At 64.8% G+C, this 16,255-nt stretch carries 15 protein-coding genes; 8 read left to right on the top strand and 7 right to left on the bottom strand.

What is annotated here, in order from left to right; all coding sequences use genetic code 11:
• Window positions 1–125: 125 nt before the first annotated feature.
• Together cobT and cobS are read right to left on the bottom strand one after the other, a co-directional pair.
• A complete protein-coding gene (gene cobT / locus K288_RS0124135; RefSeq protein WP_027581879.1) occupies window positions 126–2,024 on the bottom strand; it encodes a cobaltochelatase subunit CobT in 1,899 nt (632 codons plus the stop codon).
• A 175-nt stretch (window positions 2,025–2,199) separates the two neighbouring features.
• A complete protein-coding gene (cobS, locus tag K288_RS0124130) occupies window positions 2,200–3,198 on the bottom strand; it encodes a cobaltochelatase subunit CobS (protein WP_027581878.1) in 999 nt (332 codons plus the stop codon).
• A 291-nt stretch (window positions 3,199–3,489) separates the two neighbouring features.
• Here cobS and K288_RS0124125 point away from each other — a divergent pair, with 291 nt between their 5' ends.
• Window positions 3,490–4,152: a DedA family protein gene (locus tag K288_RS0124125; protein ID WP_027581877.1), complete on the top strand. Its 663-nt coding sequence runs from the start codon at window positions 3,490–3,492 to the stop codon at window positions 4,150–4,152.
• 91 nt (window positions 4,153–4,243) lie between these two features.
• On the opposite strand, the gene K288_RS0124120 is transcribed toward K288_RS0124125, so the two are convergent.
• On the bottom strand, window positions 4,244–5,467 hold the full coding sequence (locus K288_RS0124120; RefSeq protein ID WP_027581876.1) for a citrate synthase family protein: 1,224 nt from the start codon (window positions 5,465–5,467) through the stop codon (window positions 4,244–4,246).
• 73 nt (window positions 5,468–5,540) lie between these two features.
• On the opposite strand from K288_RS0124120, the gene K288_RS0124115 reads away from it, so the two are divergent.
• Window positions 5,541–6,635, top strand: a complete 1,095-nt coding sequence (locus K288_RS0124115) for a citrate synthase/methylcitrate synthase (protein ID WP_027581875.1) — start codon at window positions 5,541–5,543, stop codon at window positions 6,633–6,635.
• A 54-nt stretch (window positions 6,636–6,689) separates the two neighbouring features.
• Here the strand turns inward: K288_RS0124115 and K288_RS0124110 are convergent, their stop codons facing one another.
• Entirely contained in the window at window positions 6,690–7,340 is a 651-nt protein-coding gene (locus K288_RS0124110) for a DnaJ domain-containing protein (RefSeq protein WP_027581874.1), read from the bottom strand.
• A gap of 109 nt (window positions 7,341–7,449) precedes the next feature.
• Here K288_RS0124110 and K288_RS0124105 point away from each other — a divergent pair, with 109 nt between their 5' ends.
• Together K288_RS0124105 and K288_RS46390 are read left to right on the top strand one after the other, a co-directional pair.
• The gene (locus K288_RS0124105; protein WP_027581873.1) at window positions 7,450–7,725 is read left to right on the top strand and encodes a BolA family protein; all 276 of its coding nucleotides are present in this window, start codon (window positions 7,450–7,452) and stop codon (window positions 7,723–7,725) included.
• A 179-nt stretch (window positions 7,726–7,904) separates the two neighbouring features.
• A complete protein-coding gene (locus tag K288_RS46390) occupies window positions 7,905–8,351 on the top strand; it encodes a hypothetical protein (protein ID WP_244443233.1) in 447 nt (148 codons plus the stop codon).
• A 150-nt stretch (window positions 8,352–8,501) separates the two neighbouring features.
• Here K288_RS46390 and K288_RS0124095 read toward each other — a convergent pair whose 3' ends face one another.
• The 3 genes from K288_RS0124095 to K288_RS0124085 all read right to left on the bottom strand — a co-directional run bounded on the left by K288_RS0124095 (window position 8,502) and on the right by K288_RS0124085 (window position 11,660).
• A complete protein-coding gene (locus K288_RS0124095; protein ID WP_027581872.1) occupies window positions 8,502–9,809 on the bottom strand; it encodes an HlyC/CorC family transporter in 1,308 nt (435 codons plus the stop codon).
• Between the two features lie 79 nt (window positions 9,810–9,888).
• A complete protein-coding gene (gene aroB / locus K288_RS0124090; RefSeq protein WP_027581871.1) occupies window positions 9,889–11,034 on the bottom strand; it encodes a 3-dehydroquinate synthase in 1,146 nt (381 codons plus the stop codon).
• Window positions 11,031–11,660: a shikimate kinase gene (locus K288_RS0124085; protein WP_027581870.1), complete on the bottom strand. Its 630-nt coding sequence runs from the start codon at window positions 11,658–11,660 to the stop codon at window positions 11,031–11,033. Before K288_RS0124085 ends, aroB begins: the two co-directional genes overlap by 4 nt.
• 140 nt (window positions 11,661–11,800) lie before the next feature.
• Between K288_RS0124085 and K288_RS46385 the strand changes: the two genes are divergently transcribed.
• The 4 genes from K288_RS46385 (at window position 11,801) to K288_RS0124065 (ending at window position 15,808) form a co-directional block, all read left to right on the top strand.
• The gene (locus K288_RS46385) at window positions 11,801–11,947 is read left to right on the top strand and encodes a hypothetical protein (RefSeq protein ID WP_043160555.1); all 147 of its coding nucleotides are present in this window, start codon (window positions 11,801–11,803) and stop codon (window positions 11,945–11,947) included.
• Between the two features lie 16 nt (window positions 11,948–11,963).
• On the top strand, window positions 11,964–12,914 hold the full coding sequence (gene xerD / locus K288_RS0124075; RefSeq protein WP_027581869.1) for a site-specific tyrosine recombinase XerD: 951 nt from the start codon (window positions 11,964–11,966) through the stop codon (window positions 12,912–12,914).
• 247 nt (window positions 12,915–13,161) lie between these two features.
• Window positions 13,162–14,124 carry an acetyl-CoA carboxylase carboxyltransferase subunit alpha gene (locus tag K288_RS0124070; protein ID WP_027581868.1) on the top strand — a complete coding sequence of 321 codons (963 nt, stop codon included), beginning with the start codon at window positions 13,162–13,164 and terminating at the stop codon, window positions 14,122–14,124.
• Between the two features lie 244 nt (window positions 14,125–14,368).
• Window positions 14,369–15,808 carry a murein L,D-transpeptidase family protein gene (locus K288_RS0124065; protein WP_027581867.1) on the top strand — a complete coding sequence of 480 codons (1,440 nt, stop codon included), beginning with the start codon at window positions 14,369–14,371 and terminating at the stop codon, window positions 15,806–15,808.
• The last annotated feature ends 447 nt before the right edge of the window (window positions 15,809–16,255 follow it).

Below are 16,255 nucleotides of genomic sequence, written 5' to 3'. Positions count from 1 at the left end.
CACTTGCGATCCGGGTGAGGGGTTGTGCCCTCACCGTAGACCGCAGCCCCTCACCCGGTGCTTCGCACCGACCTCTCCCTGTGGGAGAGGTGCATCCGAGCTCGCGGCACCGTCGGGAGAAGCACTCAAGAATGCAGCCGCCTGGGCCGGCGATCAACAGTCGGCACCGGGCCGTGGGTCTCGCTGAACAGTTCGGCGAGCTTCTCGGTGATGGCGCCGCCGAGTTCTTCGGCATCGACGATGGTGACGGCGCGGCGATAGTAGCGCGTGACGTCGTGGCCGATGCCGATCGCGATCAGCTCGACCGGTGAGCGGGTCTCGATCTCCTCGATGATGTGGCGCAGATGCCGTTCGAGGTAGTTGCCGGGGTTGACCGACAGCGTGGAATCGTCGACCGGCGCGCCGTCGGAGATCATCATCAGGATCTTGCGCTGCTCGGAACGCGCCAGCAGGCGTTTGTGCGCCCAGTCCAGGGCCTCGCCGTCGATGTTCTCCTTGAGCAGGCCTTCGCGCATCATCAGGCCGAGATTTTTCCGCGCACGCCGCCATGGCGCGTCGGCTGACTTGTAGATGATGTGGCGGAGATCGTTGAGCCGGCCGGGATTCGGCGGCTTGCCGGCAGCGAGCCAGGCTTCGCGGGACTGCCCGCCCTTCCAGGCGCGCGTCGTGAAACCGAGGATCTCGACCTTGACGCCGCAGCGCTCCAGCGTCCGCGCAAGGATATCGGCGCAGGTTGCGGCAACCGTGATCGGACGACCGCGCATCGAGCCGGAATTGTCGAGCAGCAGCGTCACCACGGTATCGCGGAAGGTCGCCTCCTTCTCGCGCATGAACGACAGCGGGTGATAGGGATCGGTGACGACGCGCGACAGGCGCGCCGGATCGAGAATCCCCTCTTCGAGATCGAACTCCCAGGCACGATTCTGCTGCGCCATCAGGCGGCGCTGCAACCGATTGGCCAGCCGCGCGACGATGCCCTGCAGATGCGCGAGCTGCTTGTCGAGATAGGAGCGCAACCGCTCCAGCTCGTCATGGTCGCAGAGATCTTCGGCGGCGACGATCTCGTCGAATTTTGGCGCGAAGGCGTGATATTCGGGACCACGCGGTTCGTTGGCGCCACGGGAGTTCGGCCGCGTCGCCTCGCCCGGCGTTTCGTCGTCGCCGAGCTCGCCGTCGTCGAAGGTGTCGCTGGTGGAGGCCTGCGCGCTTTCCATCGCGCTCTCGGACATCTCTTCCGAGGTGGTCTGCGCCTGATCAGCGCTCATCTCCTGCGCGGCGTCGGAGTCGGGCGAGCCTTCGGCGCCGGACTGATCGCTTTCGCCATCCGGATTTTCATCCTGGTTGTCGTCTTCGTCGGCGTCCATGTCGCGCTCGTCGCCGAGATCGAGTGCCGACAGCAGATCATGCACGAGGTCGCCGAACCTGGCCTGGTCCTCGGTGAAGCGCGCCAGTTTATCGAGCCGCGTGCCGATCTTGTCTTCCAATAGCGGGCGCCAGAGGTCGACCATCTTGCGCGCAGCCTGAGGCGGCGCCAGTCCCGTCAGCCGCTCGCGCACCAGCATCGCCAGCGCATCTGCCAGCGGCGCGTCGGCGCGGTCGGTGATCTCGTCATACTTGCCGCGGTGAAAATGATCGTCGAGCATCGCGGTGAGGTTTTTCGCAACACCCGCCATCCGCCGCGAGCCAATCGCCTCGACACGCGCCTGCTCGACCGCCTCGAACACGCCGCGCGCCTGCGGATTGCCCGGGATCAGCTTGCGATGCACCTTGGGATCGTGACAGGCGAGCTTCAGCGCAATCGAATCGGCATGTCCCCGCACGATCGCGGCGTCACGCTTGGTCAGCTTGCGCGCAGGCTCCGGCAGTCGCGCCTTGCCGGGCGCGAGCCCCGGGCGTTCAGCGGCGAAAGAGACTTCGAGCTCCGGCGCCTTCGCGATCGCCTTCAGGCACGACGTCACCGCGCGCTTGAACGGCTCGGTCGGCGCTTCCTTCGTTCCACGGAATTTTGAGTTGGAGATGCTCATCTCGATCTCACCGTCGTCCCCGCGAAGGCGGGGACCCATCACCACAGCAAGCAGTTGTTGAGCGCAGAGGCGGCCCCGATCTTCGCAACAACCGCGTGCTGCGGCTATCGCGACGAGCGCTCGCTCGGGGAGTCCCGGATTGCGCTTCGCTTGTCCGGGACGACATCGCTGGTCCTTAGCTGAGTGCTACGTTGACCGCGGATTCGGGCAGCTCCGCATTGAAGCAGCGCTGGTAGAATTCAGCCACCAGCGGCCGCTCGAGCTCGTCGCACTTGTTCAGGAAGGTGACGCGGAAGGCAAAGCCGATATCGCCGAAGATCTCGGAGTTTTCCGCCCAGGTGATCACCGTGCGCGGGCTCATCACCGTCGACAGATCGCCATTGGCGAAGGCGTTGCGGGTGAGATCGGCGAGCCGCACCATCTTGTTGACGATGTCACGGCCTTCCTGGCTGCGGTAGTGCTTCGCCTTGGCGAGCACGATCTCGACTTCCTCGTCATGGGCGAGGTAGTTCAGCGTGGTGACGATCGACCAGCGGTCCATCTGGCCCTGATTGATCTGCTGGGTGCCGTGATAGAGGCCCGACGTGTCGCCAAGGCCGATCGTGTTGGCCGTCGAGAACAGGCGGAACGCCGGATGCGGCTTGATCACCTTGTTCTGGTCGAGCAGCGTCAGTCGACCGGAAACCTCCAGCACGCGCTGGATCACGAACATCACGTCGGGCCGGCCGGCGTCATACTCGTCGAACACCAGCGCGACATTGTGCTGCAGCGCCCAGGGCAGGATGCCGTCGCGGAATTCGGTGACCTGCTTGCCGTCCCGGACCACGATGGAGTCCTTGCCGACCAGGTCGATACGGCTGATGTGGCTGTCGAGGTTGACGCGCACGCAGGGCCAGTTGAGCCGCGCTGCAACCTGCTCGATATGGGTCGACTTGCCGGTCCCGTGATAGCCGGTGACCATCACGCGGCGGTTCCTGGCGAAGCCGGCGAGGATCGCGAGCGTCGTGGCGCGGTCGAAGCGGTAGTCCGCATCGACCTCCGGCACGTGCGGGTCGACTTCCGCATAGGCCGGCACCTCGAGGTCGCTATCGATGCCGAACACCTGCCGCACCGATACTTTCATGTCGGGCAAGCCGACGGTGTCTTCCAATGTGGTCTGGGCGGCGGTCGTCATTCGTCCTCCGAGGTCCCGGGAATCCCGAAACCAGATTGTTCTTTGGCTGCGGATTGGGTGCTATGCACAAGCCTAGCAGAGTGCAACCGCCGGCAGAAGCCCGCGGTGTTATCAAAGTTCCGTTGTTCTTTCATAAAGATAGGTGCTGGACGCAGTTTTTGGAGGGCTGCCCTGCGAATCGCGCTGCACTTTACCGCGAGGGCTGGCACGGGTCCGCGCCCGGTCCCTTTCCAGCCCGGGGGCGAGTTGTTAGCTCTCTTGAGTTAGGCAAGACCGCAGCACGGGATTTTTGTGACCACATTCCTCGATCCCCTGATCACTTTCGTTTCGGCCCATGCGTGGCTTGCCTATCTGACGCTGTTTCTGGCCGCCTTTCTGGAGGCGGTCCCGGTGGCGGGGTCGCTGGTGCCCGGCTCGACCATCATTGTCGCGATGGGCGCGCTGGTTCCCGGTGGCGAGTTGAAGCTCTGGCCGGTGCTGGTGGCAGCCGCCGCAGGCGCCATGCTCGGCGACGGCTCCGCCTACTGGATCGGCCATCGCCGCCAGCGTGAGATCCTGACCGCATGGCCGCTGTCCGGATATCCGCGCGTGGTCGAGCAGAGCGAGGCATTCTTCCATCGTTGGGGCACACTAGCGGTGTTCTTTGCTCGCTTCGTGCCGCCGTTCCGCGCCTTCGTGCCGCTCACTGCGGGGGCGCTGGATATGCCGCCGGCGCGCTTCTACAGCATTAATATCCCTGCGGTCCTGCTCTGGGCGCCCGTGCATGTGCTGCCGGGCGTGCTCGCGATCTCGGCGCTGCATCAGTATGCGGGGCTGCCGTATCACCATCATGGCGGCAAGCACATCTGGATCCTGGCGGTGATCGGCGGCGCGCTGATCCTGACGCTGGTGTTCTGGATCATCCGTCGACGGCGCGGCAGCGCGATCGAGCCGGCTGCGAAACCGCGCGCGTAGCCCGGGTGGAGCGAAGCGCAACCCGGGACATCCCTATCAATAGTCACCGGCGGTCCCGGGTTACGCTGGCGCTTCACCCGGGCTACGCAGCTCAGATCGCCTTCGCAGTCGCGCTCCGTCCAGACGCTGGCCCGACATACCGCGCGCGTGGGCGGATCAGCCTGCCGTGCTGCAACTGCTCGCTGGCGTGCGCGATCCAGCCGACGCTGCGCGCCATCGCGAACAGCGCCAGCTCGCTGCCGACCGGAAGCCGCAAACTGTGCACCAGCACGGCCAGCGCATAGTCGATATTGACGAACTCGCCGGTCGCCTCCGCGATCCGCTCCGGAACCTCCCTGGTGAATTTGCGCGCGGCGCCGGCACGCGCCAGCGCATCCAACAGTGATTGCGCGCGAGGATCGCCGCGCCGGTAGACGCCGTGACCGAAACCCGCGAAGCGCTCGCCAAGCGCGACGCGCTCCCGGATCACGGGCTCGACATCCTGATCGACCAAGGTCTTCACCAGCCGCGACGCCAGCACGCCGGCGCCGCCGTGCTTCGGTCCCTTCAGCGCGGCAAGACCGGCGATGACGGCGTCATAGAGATTGAGCCCGGTCGAGGCGGCGCAGCGCGCCGTGAAGGTCGAGGCATTCAATTCGTGATCGGCGAGCAACACCAGCGTGCGGCGGATCAGGTCGGCGGCATATTTGTTGTCGGGCGCCCAGGCGCCGGCGATCTGCACATGTAGCGGTTCGGCCGACGGCGCGCGGTTCAGCATGGTCGCAACCAGCAGGCGGACGATGCGCGCGCCGACCATGGCGCGGCCATCGGGCGCGCGGGTGAAGGCGCGGGGATCGGCGCTTGCGGCGAGTGCCAGCACGGCAATGGCACGGTCGATCGGCGCGGCGCGGTGCGCGGCCTCCGCGATGGTCCGCATCTCGCCCGAGACAAATGGGCAGTTGTTTGGCGCGAAGGGATCAACGCCCGTCACGTCCCACAACAACGTCGCCGTGTGTTCGAGCGTATCCCTCTCGGCGAGCTCGACGCAGTTCACGCCGCGGTAGATCGGGCCGTCCTCGGTGATGGTCGCGATCGCCGAATCCATCACCGGCAGCTCGGCATCGAAGCTGCGCAAGCCGCGCGGCTCCGGCGACGGCGTGCGACGCTCCTTCAACCCGCGCACGTCCTCGGCCCGGTAGCGGTGGCTGCGGGAATCTGTCGAGGGCTCGGAGCGGATCAGGCCCCGGCTGACATAGGCGTAGAGCGTGGCCGGCGAGATCGCGAGCTCGGCCGCCGCCTCGCGGGCCGAGAGGTAAAGGCCATCGGATTTTTTCATATTGATTAAGCTAATCAAGATTGATCAATCTGTCGAGGGGACCGACTTTCCCAGTCACGAAAGGAGTTCCTCCATGAATGTTCAACTGACAAAAAGCCCGATCGGGCTGGACGGCATTCCCGCTGCCGAAACCGTGCTCAGCCATGTCGACGGCGAGCTAGGCGAACTGATCACCGCCGGCGAGCACATCCGGGTGCTCGCGTCCACTTCGAGCTTCGAGGGTGTCACCGCCCGGTTGTGGAACGCCGCGACCGGTAGCGCGCTCAGCGAGGCCAATGTGCGCGCCAAGCTCGGCGCCGCGCGCGAGCGCGCCTTCGCGCGACTGCCGGAATTACTGCCGGCGACCCGCGGCATGTCGATCGTGGATGGCTTCCGCGCTGCGGTCGCGGGCTTGCGTGCGGAAAACGGGCTTGAGCATGAAGCCACGATCGTCGGCGCCTTTCCGGTGATCGCGGGCGCGCTGGTGCAGCGGGCCAAGGGCAATGATCCGGTCGCGCCCGATCCGAATGTCAGCCATGCCGCGGATACGCTGACGATGCTGCTGGGCCACAAGCCCGAGCCGCGCGAGGTCGCGGCGCTCGATGCCTATCTTGTCACGGTCTGCGATCATGGCATGAACGCTTCCACCTTCACGACGCGCGTGGTGGCCTCGACGCAAGCCGACCTGTTCGCGGCCGTCACCGCCGGCTATTGCGCGCTGACCGGGCCACTCCATGGCGGCGCGCCGGAGCCGGTGCTGGAGATGCTCGATGCGATCGGCACGCGCGAGCGCATCAGGCCCTGGGTCGATGCGGCGCTGGCACGCGGCGAGCGGCTGATGGGATTCGGCCATCGCGTCTATCGCGTGCGCGACCCGCGCGCGGATGTGCTGAAGGATGCGATCGAGCGGTTAGCTGCCGAAGGCGCCGACCTGCCGTTCGCCGGCGAGGTGGAAGCCTACATCCGCGAGGCGTTGCGGCGGAAGAATCCGAACCGGCCGCTGGAAACGAATGTCGAGTTCTTCACCGCGATCCTGCTCGACGCCCTTTCCATCCCGCGGCAGGCCTTCACGCCGATCTTCGCTGTGGCGCGCTCGGCAGGATGGACCGCCCATGCGCGCGAACAGCAGCGCACCGGCCGGCTGATCCGCCCAAGCTCGTCATATGTGGGGCCGATGCCGAAGGTGTGAATGAGTTCCCGTAACCCGGATTGCGCTTCGCTCCATCCGGGCTACGGCTCCGCGCTACGCCTCGCGGACCACCGTCTTCAGATAATTGTACGCCTTGATGATCTCGATCAGGCGGTCTTCGGTGGAGCGGTCGCCACCGTTGGCGTCGGGATGGTGCTGCTTCACCAGTGCCTTGTACTTCGCCTTGACGTCTTCGAGCGTCGCCTCGGCGGTGAGGCCCATGACCTGCAGCGCCTTGCGCTCGGCATTCATCACCGTGCGCGCCTCGGTCTTGGCCTGCGCGCCAGGGCCCGGCCGCCAGCCGGCGCGGCCATTGAGTTCGGAGAACACATTGAAAGGATCGGCGGCACCGCCAAGATCGTCCTCGGCATTGCCCTTGCCGCGCTTGGCGCTGGTGTTGGCGCCCATCTTCCAGGTCGGGCGATGGCCAGTCAGCGCATCCTTCTGGTAGCGCGCCACAGCCTCTGGATTCATGCCTTGGAAGAAATTATATGACTGGTTGTACTCGCGGACATGATCGAGGCAGAAATGCCAATACTCGCGCGAGTTCTCGCGGCCTTTCGGCGCGCGGTGCGAACCCTTGTTCTGACAGCCGGCCCATTCGCAGGTGATGGCCTCCTGGCCCGCCTGCGCCTGGCGCTTCGCACTCACCTTCGTCGGCTTGATGCGAATGGAGTCGAAGAATTTTGATGAATCGATCGCCATGACTAACTTTGACTACGCAATGCAAAATGCTTCAAGTCTTGACATTGCGAATACCTCTTCTTCGGATGTGCCATTGACGAAATGCAGCCTTCGAACTATTGCCGCCGCCATGAGCACAAGGGACGATATCATAAACAAGTTGCATGAAGCTTTCTTGCCCGAAAGCCTCGAGGTCCACGACGAATCACATCTGCATGAGGGCCACGCGGGGCATCGGCCAGGCGGCGAGACGCATTTCCGAGTTTATATTGTATCTCGAGCGTTCGAAGGGAAGAGCCGGATCGAGCGCCATCGCATGATTAATGCAGCACTGGCCCAGGAACTCGCGGATCGCGTGCATGCGCTCGCGATCCACGCGCAGGCCCCGGGGGAAAGACCGCGCTGAAAGCGCGGTGCCGGAAAATTTGGCTGGAGAACACGGCCGAACCGCGGTTTTGATCGACGTCGCGCAAGACGCCACGGCCGTTTTCCTTTATCAGGGATAGCGGCCTGGGCGATGGACCAGTTCCATTGGAATTGGGCAGGCTCATTGCACCATTGCCACCTGTTACGAGGGGCTGTCAGATGGTTCACTGGGCCTATCTGCGATTGGCCGCTACCGTGATGGTCATGCTGGCGCCTTGGGCGCCCGGACCGGCTGCAGCACAGGGCATGCCGAGCCCGCTGGTTCAGGAAGTCCTGGTAAAAAGCATTCTGGTGACGCTGAGCGATGCCGTCGCCGCAAATAATTTCACCGTCCTGCACGCCAAGCTCTCAAAGCCGTTCGCCGAGCAATTTCCACCGGAGAAGCTGCAGGCCGTGTTCAAGGATCTCATCGACAAGCACGCGGTGTTCGACGCCGTGGTGGCAAAGCCTGTCATTGCAGACGAGGAGGCAAAGATCGACGACAAGGGCGTGCTGCGCCTGAAGGGCCATTTCGAGACCACGCCGAAGCAGGTGAAGTATCAGCTCGCCTTCATCCCCGCCGACGGCACCTGGAAGCTCTCCGGGGTCACCATCGACATCGAATAGAGCATTCCGAAAACTGCCTGATCCTCATCCTGAGCAGCAGCGTCTTCGCCGCGTCTCGAAGGATGAGGCCCCGCCGGTGGCCTCGCCCTTCGAGAGGGCCGCTGCGCGGCCTCCTCAGGGTGAGGAGATAGAGTGGACGTGTGCTTTGGTTCAGAACGCAGTCCCCGCGCGCTTCGGCCTGGGCTCCTCGGTTTCGGCCTCGCGCGGCAACGCGGTGATGCGCAGTGCCGTGATGCGGTTGCGCTCGCGGCGCAGGACGCGGAAGCGGAAGCCGTGGAAGGTGAAGCTCTGGCCGCGTTCGGGAATCGAGCGCGCTTCATGGATCACGAGACCCGCCACGGTCGTGGCTTCCTCGTCCGGCAGGTGCCAGTCCATCGCACGATTGAGATCGCGGATCGGCACCGAGCCGTCGACCACCACCGAGCCGTCGGGCTGGGCACGAACACCCGCGACCACCACGTCGTGCTCGTCGGAAATGTCGCCGACGATCTCCTCCAGGATGTCTTCCAGCGTCACCAGGCCTTCGACTTCGCCGTACTCGTCGACGACGAGGGCGAAGTGCGTCTTGCGGCGGCGGAACGCCTTGAGCTGGTCGGACACGGGCCGCATCTCCGGCACGAACCAGGGCGGCAGCGCAATGGTGGAGACGTCGATGCTCGAGGTGTCGCCGTCGGCGGCGCGGATCGCGCGCAGCAAATCCTTGGCGTGCAGCACCCCGATGATGTTCTCCGGCTTGTCGCGCCACAGCGGAATGCGGGTGTATTCGGTGGAGAGCACCTCGCGCACCAGTTCCTCCGGCGGCAGGTCGGCGTTGATCATGGTCATCTCGGTGCGATGGACCATCACGTCCGACACCTGCAACTCGCGCAAATCCAACAGCCCGCCGAACATGTCGCGGTCCTGCTTTTCAACCTTGCCCTCGTGATGCAACAGGTCGACGGCGCCGCGCAGTCGCTCGGTCGGCGACAGGATGGCCTGGTTGGCGCCGACCTTGATGCCGAACAGCTTCATCAGAGCGAGCACGATGAACTCGATCACGGTCAGGAACGGTCCGAGCAGATAGACCGTGACCTTCATCGGCCGCGCCACCAGCAGCGATATCCGGTCGGGCGCGTTGATCGCGATGGTCTTCGGCAACACCTCGGCGAAGATCACGACCATCACGGTCATCATGGCGGTCGCATAGAGCACGCCGACGTCGCCGAACCAGGCGGTGAGGATGCCGGTTGCCAGCGCCGAGGCGCCGATATTGGCGATGTTGTTGCCAAGCAATAGCGCGCCGATCAGCCGCTCGCGCATGTTGAACAGGCTGGAGACGACGCCGGCCTCGCGGTTGCCCTGTTTGGACAGCCGCAGCATGCTGGCGCGCGAGGCACCGGTCAGCGCGGTCTCGCTCGCCGCGAAAAAGGCGGAGACCAACAGGCAGACGATGACGATTGAGAACGAAACCCAGGTCAAGCTACGTCATCCGAGGAGCGTCTTTGTCTGGAGCATGATCTCTCCGGAAAGCCGGTTCCCACTTTTCCGGATCATGCTCTTAGTTCTCGGCCAGTTTTGCCTTCAGAAAGTCGCGCACCGGCGCAGGCTCGACATCGGGCGCGATCACCGCGCGGCCGATGGCCTCCAGCAGAATGAAGGTCAGCTTGCCGCGCTTGACCTTCTTGTCCTGCGCCATCAGCGCCATCAGTGCGTCGGCGTCGGCCAGTCCTTCCTGCGCGAAGCCGCCGATATCCTGCAGCCGGGTCGGCAATCCTACCGCGGCGAGATGACGTTTCACGCGCGCCGCATCGGCTTGCGCGATCATACCGAGAGAGGCGGAAAACTCCGCCGCCAGCGTCATGCCGATGGCGACGCCTTCGCCGTGGAACAGCCGGTCCGAAAAACCGGTCGCCGCTTCCAGCGCGTGACCGAAAGTATGGCCGAGATTGAGCAGCGCGCGCTCACCGTTTTCGCGTTCGTCGCGCGAAACAATCGCGGCCTTGGCGCGGCACGATGTTGCGATCGCGTGCTCGCGCGCCGCGCCGCCCGAGACGATATCGGAATGATTGGCTTCCAGCCAGGCAAAGAACGCCTCATCGCCGAGCACGCCATATTTGGCGACCTCCGCATAGCCGGCGCGGAACTGGCGCGGCGACAGCGTGTCGAGCACGGCCGTGTCGGCGACGACAAGCACCGGCTGGTGGAAGGCGCCGATCAGGTTCTTGCCCTGCGGTGAGTTGATCCCTGTCTTTCCGCCGACCGATGAATCGACCTGCGCCAGCAAGGAGGTCGGCACCTGCACGAAATCGACGCCGCGGCGCAGGATGGCGGCGGCAAAGCCCGCGAGATCGCCGACCACGCCGCCGCCGAGCGCGATGACGAGATCGTTGCGCTCGATCCTGGCCGCAATCAGCGCTTCGCTGACCTGGGTCAGGCCGGCATAGCTCTTCGAGCCCTCGCCTTCCTCGACGATGATGCGCGATGTCGCGATGCCCGCAGCCGCAAGCGACGCCTCGGTCGGCTCCAGCCAATGCTTCGCCACTGTGCGGTCGGTGACGATGGCGGTGCGCGCACCCGGGCGCAGCGCCGCAATGCGCGGCCCAAGCGACGGCAACACCTCGCGTCCGATCACGATGTCGTAGGCGCGGTCGCCGAGCGCGACATCGACGGTGATGGGGTCCGAGTGTTTCAATGGCGCGGTCATGATGGGACGCTAATTCCGTTCGTTGCCGGTTGTGCCGTGCCGCTGCCACAGAGATGGGTATGCAGCGCCTCCAGGCACTCCTCGACGATCCGGTCATGCGGCACGTCGCGTGACGAAATCGTCAGGTCAGCGCTCCGGTAGACCGGCTCGCGCTCGCCGAGCAGACGGTTGACCGTCCCCTCGGGATCGGCGGTCTGCAGCAGCGGGCGGTCGGCCCGGCGTCGCACCCGGCGCATGATGACATCGGCATCGGCGCGCAGCCAGAGCGAGATTGCCTTGGCACGGATGCAGTTGCGGGTCTCCTCTCGCATGAACGCGCCGCCGCCGGTGGCGAGCACCGCCGGCCCCTGCGCGAGCAGGCGCGCGATCACCCGCGCCTCGCCATCCCTGAAATAGGCCTCGCCATGGGTTTCGAAAATCTCCGGGATCGACATGCCCGCCGCCGCCTCGATCTCGGTGTCGGCGTCGGTGAAGGGCAGCCTCAGCCGCGCGGCCAGCCGCCGGCCGATGGTCGACTTGCCGGCGCCCATCATGCCCACCAGCACAATCGTCCTCGACCCCAGCGCGGCCAGGATGTCGGCCTCCAGGGACGGGAGCGCAGGTAGCGGTGAGGCGCTGTCTGGCATCTAAAGCTCGGTCTCTCTGCGAATTTGCGGCGTTCCGGTCACCTATACTACCCCCGCCGATACCGTTGCCAGAGCCTTGCAACGGCTCAGGGAACATGGTGGATGATGACGATGGTTAATTCGCCGCCCGAGCCTTCGACATGCCGAGCCTGTTCCGCTTCCTGACGGTCCTCGCCGTGATCGGCGGTATCGGCTACGGGATCATTTTCGCGCTGGCCAACTTCGTGACCCCGAAACCGCGGGAAATGACGGTGACCATTCCGCCGGATAAGTTCCTCAAGAAATAGCCGCTATGATTCGGGGATGCGTTCCAGAACATCCGATGCCGGGCTGATCAGCCTGTTCCTCGACATGCTCGCTGCCGAACAGGGCGCGGGCGACAACACGCTCGACGCCTATCGCCGCGACCTTGAGGATCTCTCCGAATTCCTCACCCATGCCGGCAAGAGCTTTGCCGGCGCGGACACCCAGACACTGCGCGACTACCTCGCCGACCTCGACACGCGCGGCTTCAAATCGTCCAGCGTCGCGCGCCGGCTCTCCTCGATGCGGCATCTATTCCGCTTCCTGCTCAACGAGCGAATCCGCGGCGACGATCCCGCCGCGATCCTCTCTGGGCCAAAGCGCGGTCGCGGCCTGCCCAAGGTGCTGTCGATCGCCGACGTCGACCGCATGCTGACGCGAGCCAAGGAACTCACGGAGACCGACGCGACACCCGCGCAGCGGCTGCGCGCGCTCCGGCTTTATTGCCTGCTGGAGGTGCTCTATGCCACCGGCCTGCGCGTCTCCGAACTGGTCTCGCTGCCGCTGTCGGCGGCGCGGCGCGATGCGCGCATGATCGTGGTGCGCGGCAAGGGCAATAAGGAGCGGCTGGTGCCTCTGAACGAGGCCTCGCGGCAGGCGATGGCCGATTATCTCGCCGCGGCGCACCTCATGAAGCCGGAGAAGAAGGCCGCGCCGTCGAAATGGCTGTTTCCCTCCTTTGGCGAAAGCGGCCATCTGACCCGGCAGCACTTTGCCCGCGACCTCAAGGAATTGGCGGCTGCTTCCGGCCTGGCGCCGCGGCTCGTCTCCCCGCACGTGCTGCGGCACGCCTTTGCCAGCCACCTCCTGCACAACGGCGCCGACCTGCGCATCGTTCAGACGCTGCTCGGCCACACCGACATCTCCACCACCCAGATCTACACCCATGTGGTCGAGGAGCGGCTGAAGAGCCTGGTGCGCGACCTGCATCCGTTGGCGGAGAAGTCGTAGCCCGGATGGAGCGCAGCGCAATCCGGGACCGCCGCTGCGGATTGATCCCCGGATTACGCTTCGCTCCATCCGGGCTACGGGTTACGCCTTGACTTCGGCGGCTTCTCACAGGAAAGAGCGTCACCGCTTGCGGTCAGCCCACGCGCCTCGGCTGAGGCTGCGTGTTAACTTATTGAAGATACAAAACTTCTCTTCCAGACCCGAGACCCGCTTCGCCGCCTGCCAGGTTCCTTCCTATATTGCCGTAATGCCGGATCAGATGCGCAGTTACCTCGACTTCGAAAAACCCGTCGCCGAGCTTGAATCCAAGATCGACGAATTGCGCGCGCTGGCGGCGTCCGGCAGCGACATCGGCGACGAGATCGCGCGGATCGAGGAGAAGGCCGGCCAGGCGCTGGCCGACCTCTATGCCAATTTGACGCCGTGGCAGAAGACCCTGGTGGCGCGCCACCCGCAGCGGCCGCATTTCACCGATTTCGTCAGCGCGCTGATCACCGAATTCACGCCGCTGGCCGGCGACCGCAAGTTCGCCGACGACGAAGCGCTGCTCGGTGGCTTCGGCCGCTTCCGCGGCGAGAGCATCTGCGTGATCGGCCAGGAAAAGGGCGCCTCCACCGAGAGCCGGATCAAGCACAATTTCGGCATGGCGCGGCCGGAAGGTTACCGCAAGGCGGTCCGGCTGATGGAGATGGCGGACCGTTTCGGTATCCCCGTGCTGTCGCTCGTCGATTCAGCCGGCGCCTATCCCGGCATCGGTGCGGAGGAGCGCGGACAAGCCGAAGCGATCGCGCGCTCGACCGACGCCTGCCTGTCGCTGGGCGTGCCCAATGTGGCGATCGTCACCGGCGAGGGCATGTCGGGTGGTGCGATCGCGATCACCACGGCCAACCGCGTCCTGATGATGGAGCACGCGATCTACAGCGTGATCTCGCCGGAGGCGGCATCCTCGATCCTGTGGCGGGACGGCACCAAGGCGCAGGAAGCCGCCAACAGCATGAAGATCACCGCCCAGGACATGCTGCGATTCGGCGTGATCGACCAGATCCTGAAAGAGCCGCCGGGTGGCGCCCATCGCGATCCCGCCGCCATGATCGCGTCCACCGGCGACGCCATCGCCCAGGCCTTCAACGACTTGCGAAATCTTGATGCGGACGCGATCCGCAAGCAGCGGCGCCAGAAGTTTCTCGATATCGGCCGGAAGCTTATTTAGTCCCACCCGAAATCGCGGCATTTTGTTCCAGGTCTGCGAGTTTGGCCGCAATTCGGCCCAGAGGCGGGTCTTTAACCCTTGCTTGACCATGCCTGTCATGGTCCCGGCCGGCCCGCTCCGTTCAGGTTGCGGCCCGGGAGTCCAAAGGTTAGTATTTTAACAATCGCTTCAAGGCATAAGGGTTGGCTTAGGTTTCTCCTAGGTTGGGGTTGCCCGAAATGCCTGGTGGGTGTGGAGCTTGGACTTGAATCACCGCACGCTGGTTCGCGCGCTTCTGGCTTCGGCTGCCCTTGCGGCCAGTGTATTGCTCGCCGGTTGCAATAGCGACGAAATCTCCCTCGCCAACAACGCCAAGGCCAACCAGCCGGTGCCGCCGAAGCTGGTCGCGTCGATCGCCGAAAAGGACATGGATCTGCAGTCGCCGATCCTGGTCCGCCTGTTCAAGCAGGAAGCCGAGCTCGAAGTCTGGAAGCAGGACCGCTCCGGCAGGTTCGCGCTGCTGAAGACCTATCCGATCTGCCGCTGGTCCGGCGATCTGGGCCCGAAGATCCGCGAGGGCGACCGCCAGGCGCCGGAAGGCTTCTATACGATCAGCCCCGGCCAGATGAACCCGCAATCGGCCTACTACCTCTCCTTCAACACCGGCTATCCCAACGCCTTCGACAAGGCGCTCGGCCGCACCGGCTCGCAGCTGATGGTGCATGGCGACTGCTCCTCGCGCGGCTGCTACGCGATGACCGACGAGCAGATCGCTGAGATCTATTCGCTCGGCCGCGAGTCCTTCTTCGGCGGCCAGAAGGCATTCCAGCTGCAGGCCTATCCGTTCCGGATGACGCCGGTGAACATGGCCAAGCACCGCAACAACCCGAACATGCCTTTCTGGAGGATGATCAAGGAAGGCTATGATCATTTCGAGGTAACGAAGCAGGAGCCCAAGGTCGACTTCTGCGAGAAGAAATATGTCTTCGACGCCGCCAAGCCTGCTGGCGCCGCTCGCGACCCGGTCTTTGATGCGTCCGCCAAATGTCCGGCCTATGTGATCCCGGACGAGATCGCGAGCGCCGTGCGCGAGAGGCAGCAGCAGGAGGCGGCCGAGATCGCCAAGCTGGTCTCCAAGGGCACGCCGATGGCGCGAATGAACACCGGCATCGACGGCGGCATGAACAAGATCTTCGCCTCCAAGCTCCCGGAAGGCAGCACCGGCCTCTCCGAGGGCGGTGATAGCCAGAGCCTGCAATCACTGTCGCTGGCGCGCGCGCCCGGCACGATCCCCTCCACCGTCAATCCGCCGAAGCCGAACCTGGTGCAGCCAGAGGAGCCGGTGGTGGCGGTGTCGACGACCTCATCGACGTCTTCGACCCGGGTCGCGTCCGTCACGCCGGCGACGAAGTCGGACGAAAAGTCGGAAGGCTTCTTCTCCAGCATCGCCCGCAAGGTCGGATTTGGTGCCACGGCCGACGCCAACGCCGCCGCCACCAGCCTGCCACCCTCCGCACCCGCGGCGGTTGCCGCCGCGAAGCCCAAAGCTGAGACCAAGCCTGCCGAGAGCAAGCCATCGTCGGTCGTTCGTGTCGCACCGAAGTCGGAGACCAAGCTCGCCGCCGCCAAGGATGCGCCGCTGTCCGGCTCGCAGCCGATCGTGCAGCCGAACTCCTTCGACAACCGCTTCGGAGCGATGAGGTAAGGCGCGGCGCGGCGAGGGCCAGCGCTTTCTCCTCCCGTCATTGCGAGAGTTCTGATTCAAATTTCAAACAGCGTCTCCGCTGTCATCGTCCGCGAAGGCGGACGATCCAGTATTCCAGAGGCGGCAGAGTTTGAATCGAGAGGCCGCCGGATACTGGATGCCCCGCCTTCGCGGGGCATGACGGTGAGTGGTGAGGGGATATGAGTTCGCATTCTCGCGGCATGAGATGCCCGAGCTTTGCGTTACTTTCCACCCTCTTCGTTATCAGAGGGCGCAGGGAAAGCCGGGTGCTGGTTGCACCCGTGGGCCCCGTGCAACAAAAAGCACGGGGGTAGGACCACAGGTTCAACCGAAGCATTCCGGCTTTCCCTGCGCGATGGTGTTACGGCTTACTTCGTGCTCTCCCCGGTGACCGGGCTTTTTTGCCACCGTCACCCTTGGGGATGT

This window comes from Bradyrhizobium sp. Ai1a-2 (assembly GCF_000426245.1).
Lineage (GTDB): Bacteria > Pseudomonadota > Alphaproteobacteria > Rhizobiales > Xanthobacteraceae > Bradyrhizobium.
The sequence above is the reverse complement of the archived record's forward strand: the minus strand, read 5'-3'. Positions and strand labels throughout refer to the sequence as shown.